This is a genomic window from Streptomyces sp. BRA346 (assembly GCF_052851135.1).
The window spans coordinates 34119-48185 of record NZ_JAIWIH010000024.1; the positions used below are offsets into that span (position 1 = coordinate 34119).

At 72.6% G+C, this 14067-nt stretch carries 14 protein-coding genes and 2 pseudogenes; 3 read left to right on the plus strand and 13 right to left on the minus strand.

The features are described 5' to 3' along the window. Nucleotides 1-50 precede the first annotated feature (50 nt). Both LCH29_RS26810 and LCH29_RS26815 read right to left on the minus strand, forming a co-directional pair. Nucleotides 51-1289: a cytochrome P450 gene (locus LCH29_RS26810; RefSeq protein ID WP_446464286.1), complete on the minus strand. Its 1239-nt coding sequence runs from the start codon at nucleotides 1287-1289 to the stop codon at nucleotides 51-53. A 46-nt stretch (nucleotides 1290-1335) separates the two neighbouring features. Then, nucleotides 1336-1647: pseudogene (locus LCH29_RS26815) on the minus strand (ABC transporter permease); the annotation flags it as partial. 272 nt (nucleotides 1648-1919) lie between these two features. Between LCH29_RS26815 and LCH29_RS26820 the strand changes: the two are divergent. Beyond that, the gene (locus LCH29_RS26820; protein WP_446464287.1) at nucleotides 1920-2222 is read left to right on the plus strand and encodes a hypothetical protein; all 303 of its coding nucleotides are present in this window, start codon (nucleotides 1920-1922) and stop codon (nucleotides 2220-2222) included. 62 nt (nucleotides 2223-2284) lie between these two features. Here the strand turns inward: LCH29_RS26820 and LCH29_RS26825 are convergent, their stop codons facing one another. The 5 genes from LCH29_RS26825 to LCH29_RS26845 form a co-directional block, all read right to left on the minus strand. After that, the gene (locus LCH29_RS26825; protein ID WP_446464288.1) at nucleotides 2285-2611 is read right to left on the minus strand and encodes a hypothetical protein; all 327 of its coding nucleotides are present in this window, start codon (nucleotides 2609-2611) and stop codon (nucleotides 2285-2287) included. After that, nucleotides 2611-3999, minus strand: a complete 1389-nt coding sequence (locus LCH29_RS26830; RefSeq protein WP_446464289.1) for a hypothetical protein — start codon at nucleotides 3997-3999, stop codon at nucleotides 2611-2613. Before LCH29_RS26830 ends, LCH29_RS26825 begins: the two co-directional genes overlap by 1 nt. Beyond that, nucleotides 3996-4445, minus strand: a complete 450-nt coding sequence (locus LCH29_RS26835) for a hypothetical protein (protein ID WP_446464290.1) — start codon at nucleotides 4443-4445, stop codon at nucleotides 3996-3998. The genes LCH29_RS26830 and LCH29_RS26835 overlap by 4 nt, the downstream gene beginning before the upstream one ends. A gap of 156 nt (nucleotides 4446-4601) precedes the next feature. Beyond that, nucleotides 4602-5849 carry a hypothetical protein gene (locus LCH29_RS26840; protein ID WP_446464291.1) on the minus strand — a complete coding sequence of 416 codons (1248 nt, stop codon included), beginning with the start codon at nucleotides 5847-5849 and terminating at the stop codon, nucleotides 4602-4604. Nucleotides 5850-6039: 190 nt separating this feature from the next. Then, nucleotides 6040-6357 (minus strand): hypothetical protein, encoded by a 318-nt coding sequence (locus LCH29_RS26845; protein WP_446464292.1) that lies wholly within the window; start codon nucleotides 6355-6357, stop codon nucleotides 6040-6042. 156 nt (nucleotides 6358-6513) lie between these two features. Between LCH29_RS26845 and LCH29_RS26850 the strand changes: the two genes are divergently transcribed. Further along, nucleotides 6514-6849, plus strand: a complete 336-nt coding sequence (locus LCH29_RS26850; RefSeq protein ID WP_446464293.1) for a hypothetical protein — start codon at nucleotides 6514-6516, stop codon at nucleotides 6847-6849. Nucleotides 6850-7034: 185 nt separating this feature from the next. On the opposite strand, the gene LCH29_RS26855 is transcribed toward LCH29_RS26850, so the two are convergent. Further along, nucleotides 7035-7409, minus strand: a complete 375-nt coding sequence (locus tag LCH29_RS26855) for a hypothetical protein (RefSeq protein ID WP_446464294.1) — start codon at nucleotides 7407-7409, stop codon at nucleotides 7035-7037. Nucleotides 7410-7521: 112 nt separating this feature from the next. Here LCH29_RS26855 and LCH29_RS26860 point away from each other — a divergent pair. Next, a pseudogene (locus LCH29_RS26860) lies at nucleotides 7522-8211 on the plus strand (LysR substrate-binding domain-containing protein); the annotation flags it as partial. Nucleotides 8212-8284: 73 nt separating this feature from the next. Here the strand turns inward: LCH29_RS26860 and LCH29_RS26865 are convergent. The 5 genes from LCH29_RS26865 to LCH29_RS26885 all read right to left on the minus strand — a co-directional run bounded on the left by LCH29_RS26865 (nucleotide 8285) and on the right by LCH29_RS26885 (nucleotide 14004). Continuing rightward, a complete protein-coding gene (locus LCH29_RS26865; protein WP_446464295.1) occupies nucleotides 8285-9406 on the minus strand; it encodes a PP2C family protein-serine/threonine phosphatase in 1122 nt (373 codons plus the stop codon). 108 nt (nucleotides 9407-9514) lie between these two features. Next, a complete protein-coding gene (locus LCH29_RS26870) occupies nucleotides 9515-10336 on the minus strand; it encodes an IclR family transcriptional regulator (protein WP_446464296.1) in 822 nt (273 codons plus the stop codon). 129 nt (nucleotides 10337-10465) lie between these two features. After that, nucleotides 10466-10924, minus strand: a complete 459-nt coding sequence (locus tag LCH29_RS26875; protein ID WP_446464297.1) for an SRPBCC family protein — start codon at nucleotides 10922-10924, stop codon at nucleotides 10466-10468. An 86-nt stretch (nucleotides 10925-11010) separates the two neighbouring features. Beyond that, nucleotides 11011-12255 carry an NAD(P)/FAD-dependent oxidoreductase gene (locus LCH29_RS26880; protein WP_446464298.1) on the minus strand — a complete coding sequence of 415 codons (1245 nt, stop codon included), beginning with the start codon at nucleotides 12253-12255 and terminating at the stop codon, nucleotides 11011-11013. Nucleotides 12256-12822: 567 nt separating this feature from the next. Continuing rightward, entirely contained in the window at nucleotides 12823-14004 is a 1182-nt protein-coding gene (locus LCH29_RS26885) for a PucR family transcriptional regulator (RefSeq protein WP_446464299.1), read from the minus strand. Nucleotides 14005-14067 lie beyond the last annotated feature (63 nt).

Here is a 14067-nt window from a genome sequence, read left to right on the forward strand (position 1 = left end):
GGGCCGGTGCCTCCCCCTGTGACAGGGCCCCAGGAGCCGGTGGGCCGGGGTCACAGGCGGATCGGCAGGCGCAGGAGGTGGAAGCCGTCGCCCGGCCAGTGGCCGAACTCCAGCTCGGCGCGGGCCACGGCGAGGCGCAGGTCGGCGCGGCGGACGAAGAGGCGGTCGAGGACGACGCTCGTGAGGAGGCGGCCGAGGGCGGCGCCGATGCAGTAGTGGGCGCCGTGGCCGAAGGCGAGGTGGCCGTCGCCGCGGCCGAACTCCCTGCCGACGTCGAGCTGTCCGGCGCCGTCGCCGAACTCCTCCGGGTCGTGGTCGGCGGCGAGCAGGGCGACCGTCACCGACTCGCCCCGGCGCAGCGCGGTGCCCGCGAAGTCGAAGCCCTCGGTGGCGTAGAGGGTGGCGCCGATGCGGACGATGGAGACGTACCGGAGGAGTTCGGGGACGGCGCGCGGGAGGAGTCCGGGGTCGGCGTGCAGCCGGGCGGCCTGCTCGGGGTGGTCGAGCAGGGCGAGGGCGGCGTGGGCCAGGAAGAGCGCGGGCGGGGTGATGCCGGTGTTGATGAGCAGGAAGACGATGCCGATCAGGTCGTCCTCGGTGAGCTGGTCCCCGTCGAGGAGGGCGGAGATCAGGTCCTCGGTGGGTTCGGCCCGGCGGCGGGCGATCAGCTCCTTGGCGTATTCGACCAGCGCGACGAGCGCCTCCCCGGCCCGGCTGCCGTCGCCGAAGGCGAAGTCCCGCATCCAGGAGCAGACCTGGTCGCGGTCGCGCTCCTCGACGCCGATCAGCTCGCAGATGACCTGGGTGGCCAGGGGGTAGGCGAAGGCGCCGAGGAGGTCCGTACCTCCGTTCGCCTCGGCCTCGGCGACCAGGGCGTCCGCGGTCCGCTCGACGAAGGCGCGCAGCGCCGTGATGCGGCGGGCGGTGAACGCGCGGGTCAGCGGGGCGCGGCGGTGGGCGTGCTCCTCGCCGTCGAAGAGGGCGAGGTGTCCGGAGAAGTACTTCACGTACTCGGCGGGGAGCCCGGCGGATGCCGCCTCCAGCAACTCGTCCTGCGCGTCGGAGGCTTCGGCCGCGTCGGTGTCTGCCGGGATCCGGGTGCGGTCGCGGATCAGCCGCGGCTCGGTGAGGGCGGCCTTGACGTCGGCGTACCGGGTGACCAGCCGGACGGGGGTGGTGAGGCCGGGGAGGACGGCGTGCGGGAGTTCGTCGCGGGTACGGAGGTCGGCGTAGCCGCGTACGGGGTCCTCGACCTGCTCGGGGGTGAGGTGGACGGCGTTCTCGGACATGGCGGTCTCGCTTCCTGGTGGAGTCGGCGGGTGGAGTGGGAGGGGTTCAGCGGGGGTCGCGGGCGAAACGGCGCTGCGACCAGACGTAGCCGAGCAGGGTGATGACGAGGCACCAGGCGACGGACAGCCAGCCGTTGTGGCCGATCTCCGTGCCGGTGAGGAGCCCGCGCAGGGTCTCGACCACGGTGGTGAAGGGCTGGTACTCGGCGAACCACCGGATCCAGCCGGGCATCGCGTCGACCGGCACGAACGCGCTGCTGACGAAGGGCAGCAGGAACGACAGCGGCAGTACGGCGTTGCTGGCGGCCTCCGGCGTCGGGCTGGCGAGGCCCATGCCGACCGCGAGCCAGGTGAGCGCGCAGCAGGCCTCGCCGTCGCCGCCCGCTCGCGGAAGCCCTCGGACGCGCTGGTCTTCGACAAGGACGCCTACACGGTCCTGACGACGACCGTCGCCACGGACACCGGCGACACGGCCGTGACGTACCACTTCTACAAGGCCATCACGTACGTCACGAACCCGGTGGACGCGACGTACCAGTGCCTCAACGTCAGCGTGCCCGTCGAGATCGACGGCGCGGCGGTCGACGCGACCGCGCGCCGATCCTCTTCGCCAACGCGGTGGGCGGCTACATGCCGCCGTCCGTGGGGGACGCCACCGGGGTCGGCGGTTCCCCGATGACCCCGCCCGGCGGTGGCAGCGGTGGCGGGCTGCCCCGCACGCTCGACCTGATGAACCCCATGTTCTTCATCGAGCAGCGGAACCCGGGCCGGGCGAAGCATTGGTGGATCCGCGTCGGCACCAAGGACACCGACACCTCGCTCACCGTCGTCGGCAACCTCGCCGCGGGCCTGGACAACCTGGTCGACGACGTCGACGCCCTCATGTACTGGGACGCCGGACACGGCGCCAACGAGGACGCGGCGGACTCATGACGTGGATCGGCCGCGTGACGGGCCACTCCGGTTGACCTGACGCCAGGGTCCCGTAGGGGCCATTACGCCCCCAACAGCCCCCACCGCACCGCCGCGACTGCCCCGAGCACCAGCGGCGGTGCCAGCCACCACGGCCCCATGACGCGCCGTACCGACGGCATCACCGTGATCAGCGCGGCAAGAGCGCTCGCCCCGAGGGTGAGCACGCACGCCAGGACGATTCCGGCACGTGCGTCGTCGTCCCAGCTGCCCGACGGCTCGATGGTCAGCGCCGTGTAGCAGAAGAAGGCCGCGATCAGGTGAAGAATCACCAGCGGGACGGCCAGAACCCACCGCAGGCAGCCTTGGTCCTCTGCCGACGTGGCGGCTTCGGTGCGGTCCTCGAGCATCAGCGCAGTGCTTCCCTCGCCTGGTCGATGTCGTTGTTGAAGCCCCGGCCGTAAGCCTGAGCGTCACTTCCCTGCCAGTACGGTCCGCCGTTGTACCGCGCGGCGAGTTCCTGGTATTGGGCGGGCGTCATCTCGTCCGCCGGCACATCGGCGAACTTGCTCTCGGCTTTGAGCTGCGCCAGGTACCCGGACGCGATGAAGATGTTCTGCCCCGGATCCTGGAGGGACTCCTCGACGGTCGCCCGCTGCGCTTCCGTGAGGTTGTCCGGGTCGTAGCCGAGCACTTCAGCACCCCGCCGTACCTGGATCGCGATGGGGCCGAAAGACGTTTCATCGGGGCTTCCGCCGGCCCGCCACGGCAGGTTCTCGGGCGCGAGCGGGCTGAACGGGACGTCGAACTGCTCGCGAATGGTGTCGACGGCGTCGTCCATGTAGCCAGGCTGGCCGCCGACCTCCTGCCAGGCGATACCGGCGACCATGTCCGCGGGCAGTCCCGAGTTCTTCGCCGCAGCACGGATGGTCTCCTTGTTCGCGGCGATCCATTCCTTTCGGTCCTGGTCCGAGGACGGTGGATCCCAGTAGGCGTCCTTCGCGTCAGGCAGGTTGGCCACCTGAGTGCGTATGTCACGGAGTGTCGGCGAGATGATGGCGTCCCCAACCTGACCGGAGTAGTCCCGCTTGGGGCCGCTGCCGGGAAGCTTGGTGAGAGGGTTGCTGCTCGCCTCCCGGGCCTCCTGACGCATGGCCTCGATGGCCGAGAATACGTCCACGCGCTCGGTCAGGCCCAGCCGGTATTCGGGCAGCAGGTCGTACGCCGCCTTCAGGCCGTGGACGCACAGGTCACGGGCTTCCTTCTCCGTGGTCTTGGCGAGGTGAAAGTCGCCGCCGGCCGCGTTGTGGAGCCGGTTCGCCTCGTCCTTGATGTCGTCGACATCCATGGTGACCTCGGCAAAGAAATCCATGACGCCCGTGGTCGCCCGCATGTCCTCCCACTGGCGCATGGGTTCCGCCTCCTGCGCCTCACGGGTGATCGCGGTGCCTTTGGTGCCGATCAGCTCGGCAAGCGCCTGTTCGTTCACCTTTCCATTGGAGTAGTGCTTCTTGGCAGTCACCAGAGCATAGGCATATTCACGCAAGGCGGTGTTGGCCTTGCCATACCCCTCAGCAATGTGCGTCAGTAGCTTGCGCGCCTCGGCGACGCGTGCTTCATAGTGAACGCTGTTTTCGCTACGCCAGTGGGTGCGCTTTTCCGCTCTCTCAGCCGGATCGTCCACTTCCACCAGCAGGTCGTGCAGCCGCTTGAACTCGTCGGCGTTGCGCTTGACGAGCGATGGCTTGCAGTCCTCCAGAAATTCGACGTCCTTGCGGTAACTCAGTTCCTCGCTCATTTCACCCCCGGCGCCACGTACTGGCCATTCAGAACGTCGTCGAGGAACCGCCGCGCGTTGTCGTCCTCCACCGTTACGAAGTCGGTTCCGACACTCTTGAGACGTGTGGCGAGGGCGGCGAACAGGGATATTGCGTCCAGGAATTGATCGTCGGCGAACCTGCCGAAGCGTTCGACTTGAGCAGCGACGTCACCGTGCGACCTGGGTTCCCGGGCCATGGTGCACAGCTCAGCATCGGGCCTTCCCTGGTGGAGGAGCCCGGCAATTTCAATCAGCAGATTCGCATTACCGTTGATGGAATCCGTGTTGTAGTCGAGCTTCTTCCCGTCCGGCGCACCACCCGGACCATCGCCCTTCTGGGCTTGCAGTTGATTGAGCTGCATGCCGTCGGCCCGGCGTTTCTGTGCATCGGCCTTCAGTCGGGCCCACTCCTCATCGAACGACACTCATCCCCCTATGATGTCGACCTCCCCCTTACGGGTGACTGAGGACTTTACCAGAGCTAAATCAACTCTGGCCTTTCGACAACGGCGACAGAGCGTTCCTGGGCTCGCCCCGGAGCTGCTGGGGCGGCGCGCCGCGGGCTGATCCGATACGCCGGGTCAGGTGCGGCGTGCGGCGCGCAGGTGGGCGGCGGCCGAGCTGGGCAGGTACGGGGCGGTGCCCGCGTACGTGGCGCGGTAGCCGTGGTGGCGCAGGTCGTCGTAGCGGGCCCGCGAACCGGTGCGGAGGGTGGCGTCGCACCGCGCCCGGCCCCGGCTGTTCGTCACCGCGGCGCACAACTTGCGGGCGCCGGTGTTGTCGGTGAACCGGACCGTCTGCCCGGGCAGCGGGTCACCGTCGGCGGTGGTCAGGGTGGCGGACAGCCCCTTGACCCGCAGGGACGCGGGCGACGTGTGCCGTTCCACGGTGGCTGCGCTCGCCTCGAGGCGGGTGGACACGGGGTGGGACGGTGGGATGGCCAGCCCGACCGGGCTGCTCAGCCCGGCGATGGGCACGGTGGTCTGGCCGCTGCCGTCCGCGGGGACCTCCACCACCCGGTCGTTGCCGAAGTCGGCGACGAACAGGTTGCCGTACGCGTCGACCGCCAGCCCCTGCGGGGTGTTCAGCCCGGTCGCGGGGACGGTCGTCTGCGGGCCGCCGCCCCGGGGCAGCTTCACCACGCGGTCGTTGCCCGAGTCGGCGACGTACAGGTTCCCGGCGTGGTCGAACGCGAGCCCCGTGGGCTCGGAGAGCCCCGCCGTGGGCACGGTGGTCTGCGGCCCGCCGTCCACGGGCACCACCACGACGCGGTCGTTGACGAAGTCGGCGATGTAGAGGTTGCCGTGCGCGTCGAGCGCCAGGCCGTCCGGGTGGACCAGGCCGGTGGTGGGCACGGTCATCTGCAACCCGCTGCCGTCCGCGGGGATCTCCACCACCCGGTCGTTGAAGCTGTCGGCGATGAAGAGGTCGTCGTCGCCTTCATCGTCGCCGTCGTGGTCGGTGTCATCGGTGTCGATGGCCAGCCCGATCGGGCGGGAGAGCCCGGTGGTGGGGAGCGTGCTCTGCCCACCGCCGTCCGCGGGAACCGTCACCACCCGGTTGTTGCCGGTGTCGGACACATAGAGGTTGCCGTCGGTGTCGAGGGCGAGGCCGGTGGGACGGGTGAGACCGATGGTGGGCACGGTGGCCTGGCCGCTGCCGTCGGTGGCGACCTTCAGCACCGTGTTGTCGGTGTACTCCGAGACGTACAACTGCGCGACCCGCGGCGCGGCGGCCGCCGGAGCGAGGCCGGAGACGAGCCCGTACGCACACAGCGTCAGGATTCCTGCCAGCGCGGTCAGTCGGTGCCGTACGGAGAAGCGGCCCATTCCACACCCACCTGTGATTTCCGGACGATCGGCCCATTGCCGTGACCCCGACCTTAGGAACCCACCCCCGGCCCCGGTCCGCACCACGCCACCGGGCCGCCCGGAATCCACCCGGGCGGCTGTCGGCGGAACGGCGGTATCCGAGTGGCGGTGTCAGAACACTTCGTGCCGGGAGCCACGCGAAGCCGCGCTACACGGCCAGTGCCTCGGCGACGGCGGCGCCGGTTTCGCGGGCCGTCAGGTACGGGCGGACGTCGTGGGCCCGGGGGCTGGTGCAGGAGGCGGTCGAGGACCAGGCGGAGGATGGCGAGCTGGGAGCCGAGGGTGATGAGGTGCAGGTCGGGCCACTCGGCTGGGCACAGAGGGTTTCGTAGACGACGGTGCCCAGGGAGTGGGCGACGATGGCCTCGGTGCCGTCAGTCACGGCGCGGGCGAGGCGGTCCTGGACGCGGGCGCGGAGGTCGGGGTCAGTGACGTAGCGGCGGACCTGCCGGGCGCTGACGATCATGAGGCTCGCTGAGCCCGGCGAAGAAGGCCGAGTGGCTGAGGGCGTTCAGGGCGCGCTGCACGGCGTACGGCGACCCTGCGCTGCACTTCGAGGTCGGTACCGAGGGGCGGCAGCTCCTCGCGGTAACCGGCGTTGGGCAGGAACGGGGCCAGGCCCGTGACCAGGCCGCTGGCCAGTTCGGCGCGCTGGCCACGGGCCGAACGCCAGGAACCGCAGCCCGGTCGAGGCCGCGCCGCCGCCGTGCCGGTACGCGATCGGCTGGAGCGCCGGCCCGGCGGCATCCGCGCTGCCCGCGCCGCCACCGCAGGTGTCCAGCACGATCAGCAGATGGCGCAGCTCGCCCTGGCACAGGGTGCGCACCAGGTCTTCGGTGGCCAGGGCAGTGGTGGCCGGGTCGTCGTCCTGCGAGTCCCAGCGCAGCAGATAGTCCCGGTCCCGGCGTGGACGAGGCCGTGCCCGGCGACGTACACGACCACCACTCGTCCGGGGTGAGCCGGGTGTCGGCCGACCAGTGGCGCAGCTTCTGCCGGATCTGATCGGCACCGTCGTAGATACCGAGCCCGGGCAGGACGGCCTGGTAGCGAACCCCTCGAAGAGCCCGGTCATCGCGCCGAGAACCGTAACCGGATGATCGCAATCCGTGTCCGGAAGCGCAACGGGGCGGGTGCGGGCCGCCCTCACGGGTTCGGCATCGGCCGGGCGCAGCTCAGGTACAGGACGAACACCGATGCCGGGGCGAGGACGGCGTAGAGCACGCGGCGGCCGATGTGGCGCCGCCGCCGGGGTATGGCCCAGGCCGCGATCAGCAGACCCAGCGGGAGGGCGAGGGCGCAGCGGAAGACCACGGAGCCGGGGGTGAACAAGGGGATGAATACGAGGGCCCAGAAGGCCAGGAAGGGGGTGACGAGCGTGGAGACCAGCGGTGCGATCCACTGCCAGGAGACCCGGTCGTCCGGGCCGCGCTCCCGCTCGGGCGGCGCGACACCGCACCGAACGTCGTCACACCACACGTCGTGACACGGCGCGTTCTCGCACACAGTGCTCTCAGCCATGGGCTCCAGCCAACCCGGAGGCGGGGCGGGGCGCATGAGCCCGGGTACTCAGATGCCCCCGGTCTGCGCCGCCGCCGCGCCGTGGCGTCGATGACCAACCCCTTACTCGTTCGTGAAGATCGTCGACGCCGGGAGCATCACGCGCGCGGCCGACATCCTGCACATCGCGCAGCCCGCCCTCAGCCAGCAGCTCTCCTACCTGGAGTCGCACTTCAAACAGCAGCTGCTGATCCGCAGCAAGCGCGGCGTGGCACCGACCGAGGCGGGCCGGGCGCTGTACCGGCACGCCCAGCTCATCCTGCGCCAGGTCGAACTGGCGCAGGCCGCCGTCGACGTGTCCGGGCGGGCTCCCGCGGGCAGCGTCTCGGTGGGTCTTGCCCCGTACAGCATGGGCGCGGCGCTCGCGCTGCCGCTGCGCACCGAGGACCTGTTCCTGATCGCGGCGCCGGGCAGGACGACGGAGCCGGGCGGGGGCGCGGACGTCCCGCTGGAGGAGCTGGCGGACGTGGAACTGCTGCTGCCCAGCCGGATCCACACCATCCGTCAGGTCGTGGACGCCGCGTTCCAGCAGGCGTCACTCCAGCCGCGGGTGATCGGCGAGGTCGAGTCCGTCCTGACGCTGGTCAGCGCGGTCGGCGCGGACCTGGGGGCGACGGTGCTGCCGTGGTCGGCGGCGCGCGCGATCCTCGACGTGCAGAACCTGGTGGTGCGCCGGATCGTGAATCCCACCATCCCGGTCAAGCTCTCCCTGTGTACGTCCGACCATCAACCGCTGTCGGAGCCCGCCCATGCCGTGCACGATCTCTTCCATGAACTGATCGCCGACTTCGGCTGGAGCGGGCCTCCGCGGCTGGAGCGGGCCGCCGCTCGGACGCTCAGACGCCCGTGGTGTCGGTGGCCGCGTCGACCGCCGGTTCCACCCGGCCCGGGGCGGGCTTGCGCAGCAGCAGGAGCGCCGCGTCGTCGTGCAGCCGCCCGCCGACGTGCGCCAGCAGTTCGTCGTGCAGCCCGGCCAGGGTCCGGGACGGCTCGTCGGAGACGTGCCCGGGCACCCGCTCGGCCAGCGGGAAGTACGCCCTGCCGTGGTCGCGCGCCTCGATGACCCCGTCGGTGTACAGCAGCATCTGGTCGCCGTCGGCGAACGGCACCACCTCCAGGCTCGGCGCCTCCCCGCCCAGCGAGGCCAGGCCCAGCGGCGGCGCCGGGCGCACCGGCTCGACGGGCACGACCGCACCGGCCGGGCCGATCAGCAGCGGCGGCGCGTGGCCGCAGTTGACGATCTCCATGCGCCCGTCGGCGGGGTATCCGGCGACGACGGCGGTGACGAAGTCGTCCGGGGCGAGGTTACGGGCGAGGCTGCGCTCGATGCGGCCGACGACGTCCAGCAGGTCCGGTTCGTCGTACGCGGCCTCCCGGAACACGCCGAGCACCAGCGCGGCGGTGGACACGGCGGGCAGCCCCTTGCCGCGCACATCGCCGACGATCAGCCGGACCCCGTACGGGGTGGACACCAGCGCGTACAGGTCGCCGCCCACCCGGGCCTCCGCCGCGGCAGCGCTGTAGCGGACCGCGACCTGGAACTGTCCGACCCTCGCGGGCACCGGCCGGAGCAGCGCGTTCTGCGCGGCCTCGGCGACCGAGCGGACCGCGGCCAGCACCCGTTCCCGGCGCCTGCGCAACACGCTGGCCAGGCAGCTCGCCAGGGTCACCGCGATGAGCGTCGACAGCACGACCGCCTGCCCGTGGACCGGCGCGGCCTGCCACGCGCCGAGCCCCGCGCCCAGCGCGACGGCGAGGAACCCGATCCGCAGCACCGCCCACGGGCGGCACACGGCGGCGGCCAGCGCGGGTCCGACGGCGAGCAGCGGCAGCCAGCTCGTCCCGTCTCCGGTGACGAAGGCGATGGCCGCGACCGCGCCCAGGATGAGTACGGGCACTCCGGCCGCGAACGGCGCGGGGGGATAGGGCTGGTCCAGATGGGTACGGGCCTGGATCATGTCCGGGTCGACTGCTCTCTCTCGCTCGCCGGGTTCGTTCGGATACGGCGTGATGTCCGTTTCATCCAGAGAACCAGCGCTTCGCGGAGAGCGACAAGGGCCGGAATTTCAGATAGTGAGCGAAAGGCTCCTGGTCACGCGGTCGGCCGTCGGCAGCAGCAGCTCGCGTACCTCCTCCAGCCGCGCGGCCCGGTCTCCCTGCCCGGCCTGACCGGACCGACCGGACCGACCGGACCGACCTGCCAGGCCCGCCCGACCGGCCTGGAGCGACACCCCGAGCGATCCGAGCCGGTCCCCGCTGTACACGGGCACCGCGAAGCAGACCGTGCCCAGCGCGTACTCCTCCAGGTCGATGACCGGCTCACCGGCGGCCGAGGCGTCCAGCCGCCGCAGCAGCTCGGCGGGGCGGGTGACGGTGCGGGGCGTGAGGTCGACGAGCGGGTGCCGGGACAGATAGTCGCTGCGGGCCTCGTCGCCCAGCTCGCGCAGCACGCACTTGCCGAGCGCGGTGGCGTGCCCGGCGTCCTCGAACCCCACCCACAGATCCACCCGGGGCGCCCGGGGGCTGTCGACGATCTCCGCGACCCGGATCTCGCCGTCCTCGTAGAAGGTCAGATACGCGGCCGCCGACAGCTCGTCCCGCAGCCCGGCCAGCGTCGGCCGCACCCGGTTGAGCAGCGCCTGCCCGCGGCTGCCGACCTGGAGCGTGTGCAGCTTGTCGCCGACGACGAAGCCGCCGTCGGGCAGCCGGTGCACATAGCCGTCGTGGACGAGGGTCCGCAGCAGGTGGTACGCGGTGGCCAGCGGCAGCCCCGCCTCCCGCGCCAGCTGTTTCGCCGGCGCACCGCCCTCGTGTGCGCCCACGGCCTCCATCAGGCGGAAGGCTCGCTGCACGGAGGTGATGAGCGTAGGGCCTCCTGGAGTACCCATATGACCAGCTTGCGCCCGGTACGGCGGCCGGGCAAGGGCCTCTCAGCGGCCGGGACGCGCCAGGGCACGCGCGAGGGCGTCGGCCGACCCGGATAGTCGGCCGACGCCCTCGGTCCGGAGCGAAGGCGGTCAGCCGGGGCTGATCCGGCCGCGCCAGCCGCCCTCTTCCTGGCCCCGGTGCTCGATGAAGTCCTTGAACCGGTGCAGATCGCCCTTGATCCGGCGGTCGAGCGTCCCGGTCATGTCCGCGGCCTTCTCCGCCATGCCGGTCGGTTCGAAGACCATGGCCAGGTTGACCTCGGTGTGGGTGTCGTCCAGGGACCGGAAGGTCACCAGGCCCTGCTGCTGCACGTCGCCCGAGGTCGTACGCCAGGCGATGCGCTCGTCGGGGAGCTGATCGACGATCTCGGTGTCGAATTCGCGGTGCACACCGGCAATGGAAGTCGACCAGTGGTTGTGTCGGTCGTCCACCTGGGTCACCTGGTCCACGCCTTCCATGAACCGCGGGAACTCGGTGAACTGCGTCCACTGGTTGTAGGCCGTGTGCAGCGGAACCTCAACCTCGACGGTCTCCCGCACGGTGCTCATCGGTGACTCCTTTCGACGCTGTCACCGCACCGGGTAACCGGGCCCGCGCCCGTAAAACGTCAGCGCACTCAGCGCGGTCAGCGCAGTCAGCGCAGGGGATGCAGCGCGGCCAGTTCGGCGGGGGCGGTGCCGGTGGTGATGGCGTCGGCGAGCAGCCGTCCGGTGAGGGGGCCGAGGGCCACGCCCCACATGCCGTGGCCGCCGTTCACGTACACCCGCGGCGAGGCGGTCGGGCCGACCAGCGGCAGCCCGTCGGCGGTGCACGGGCGCGAGCCGACCCACTCGTCCCGGCGGCCGTCCCAGTCGACGTCCCGCAGCAGCGGACGGGCCGCGGCGATGATCGCCTGGATGCGGCGCGGATCGACCGGCCGCTCCGGAGGCGCCAGTTCCATCATCCCGGCGACCCGCACCCGGCCGTCGCCCAGCGGGGTGCACACCACCTTCTGCCCGGCCAGATAGGTCGGGCGCGCCGGTGCGCCCGCGGCGGGCACGCTGAAGCTGTACCCGCGCCCGGACTGGACGGGCACCCGCACCCCGAACGGGCGGACCAGCCGGTTCAGCCAGGTCCCGGTGGAGACGACGGCGACGTCCGCGCGCAGATCGCCCTGCGACGTGCCGACCGCGACGCCCGTGCCCAGGTCGCGGATGCCCGATACGTCGGCCTGCTCCACGACCTTCCCGCCGCGCTCCCGCACCGCGTCCGCCAGCGCCCGCACGAAGTTCCCGGGGTTCAGCCGCCGCTGCCCGTGCAGCGCGATGCCCGCGCCGACCGCGTCGCTGAGCACCGGCTCCAGGGAGCGGGCACGGTCGCCGTCGATCGTCTCGTACGGAATCTCGTAGCCCGCCGCCCGCGCGTGCTCCAGCTCCTCCACCATCCCCGCCCGCTCGGCCGCCGTACCGAAGGCGAGCAGCATCGGGTCCACCGGGACGGTCGGCTCCTCGACACCGCCCGCCGCGAGCTCGTCGTACGCGGCGAGCGCGTGCCGGTTCAGCGCGGCGAACGTGGTGGCCAGCACCCGCCAGCGACGCGGGGTGCAGTGCCGGGTGAACGACAGCAGGAAGCGCGCCAGCCGCGGATCGGCCCGCGGCGGGATGTAGACGGGCGAGGTCGGCGTGACCAGGCTGCGCACCCCGTACCGCAGCGCGGCGGGCTCGGGCAGCGGCAAGGCGAGCGCCGGCGTCAGCCACCCCGCGTTCCCCCACGACGCCCCGGCCGCCGGCCGCCGCCGCTCGGCCACCGTGACCTCGACACCCCGGCTCTGGAGCGCCCACGCGGTGGCGAGCCCGACGATTCCGGCACCGACGACGACGGCGCTGCGTGGTGTGGACACGGTGGCGTTCCCCTTCCCCTGGATTCCCCGGGTTCCCCGGTGTCGCGTGCTGCGTACGCATCATGGGCGGGCGGGGGCGCGCGCCGCACTGTCCTGGGGGCCGATTGCGCGGGGGCGGGTGTTGTCGCGCGGCACAAGCCACCGGCGCGGGCCGGGCGGGCGGTGGTGCCGGTCCGGCCTCCCGGTGCCGGGCCGCCCTGGGCGCAGGCCGGGCCGTCCCGGCGGGGGCATCCCCTGGCGGAGGGCCGTCCCGGCGGGGTCCACCCCGGGCGCGGGCAGGGCCCCGGTGCCGGGCCGCCCCTCCTGCGCGAGCAGCGCCGTCTCAGCAGGGGCATCCCCGGGCGGAGGACTGTTCCGATGCAGCCCGCCCCCGGGCGCGGGCAGGGCCGTCCCGGCAGGAGGCCGCCCCTGGCGGAGGGCCGTCCCGGCGGGGTCTGAGCCGTCCCGGCGGGGGGCGCCCCCGGCGCGTGGCCACTCGGCGCGAGCATGCCCGCGCGGGGCGTCGGCCGCCAGGGCCGCGCCGGAAGTCGGCGGCGGGCCGGAGGACGCGTACGGGCCCGGCGCCACCTACGGCAGGCGCAGGGCTCGTAGGCGCAGGCGCAGCTGGATTTCGAACTTGGCGGCCGGGTCGGTGAGGTCGAGGCCCGCGATCTCGTGTGCGCGCCGCAGGCGGTAGCGCAGGGTGTTGGGGTGGATGTGCAGCTGGCGGGCGGCCAGCCGGGCGTCCTCACCGGCGGCGAGGTAGCGGGCCAGGCTGTCGAGCAGTTCCGTGCCGCGCTCGCGGTCGTAACGCTCCAGCTCGGCGATCGCGCCCAGCGGGTCGTGCCCGGACTCGTCCGCCAGGTCCACCGTCTGCATGAGCAGCGCGTCGAGGTGGACATCGCGGATGTGGGCGGCCGCGCCGCCCGCGCCGCCCAGCCGGGTGAGGAGCCGGACGACCAGGTCGGCGTCGGCCCGGGAGCGGTCCAGCGCGTCGGGGCCGGGGACGGTACGGCCCACCCCGGCCACCAGCCCGGACCGGTCCTGGAGTTCGCGGACGACGCGCGCCAGCCGCCGTTCGTCGCGTACCGGCAGCACGGCGTAGCCCGCGCCGTCGGCCTCCGCGTGGATCGTGTTCTGCGTCGGCCCGGCGAGCCCGTCCAGCCCGGCGAGCGCGCGCCGCAGCGGCTCGCCGGACGGGGCCGCGACCACCGGCCGCAGCGCGACGACGGCCAGCGGGCCGGGCGCCAGCGGCAGTGCGGCGGCGGCCTCGACCGCCCCCGGCCCGCCGCCCAGCAGGGCGCGTACGGCCGCGGCCCGCCGCGCCTCCTCCCCGCGCCGCCGGGCGATCTGCCGGGCCAGCACCGGGGCGGCCAGCGCGGCCGCCTCCTCCAGCGCCGCCCGCTGCTCCCGGGAGGGCGCGGTCGGCACGATCGCCCAGATGGACCCCACGGACAGGTCGTCCACCCGGATCGGCATGATCGCCCGCGGCAGCACATCGGGCGCCCCGGACGCCCGGAAGTCCGCGTAGAGCGGGACGGACGAGCCCGCCAGCCGCACGTCCAGCCGGTCGTTGCGCAGCAGCGGCCGGTACCGGTCGGGCACCCGGCGGCTGAGGATCGTCGCGACGCGGGCGTCGTCCGAGTACTCCTGGCCGGGCGAGTAGGTGATCAACTCGGAGGCGTCGTCCTCGATGGTGACCGGCGCGCCGACGAGCCCGGCGATGCTGTTGGCCAGGGCGAGGAGGCCGTCCGGGGAGTCGTCGTACATGGCTCCTCCGCTCATGAGCGCGCCGACGGTTCCGGGGGCCACTACCCGGACCGGGCCGTATCG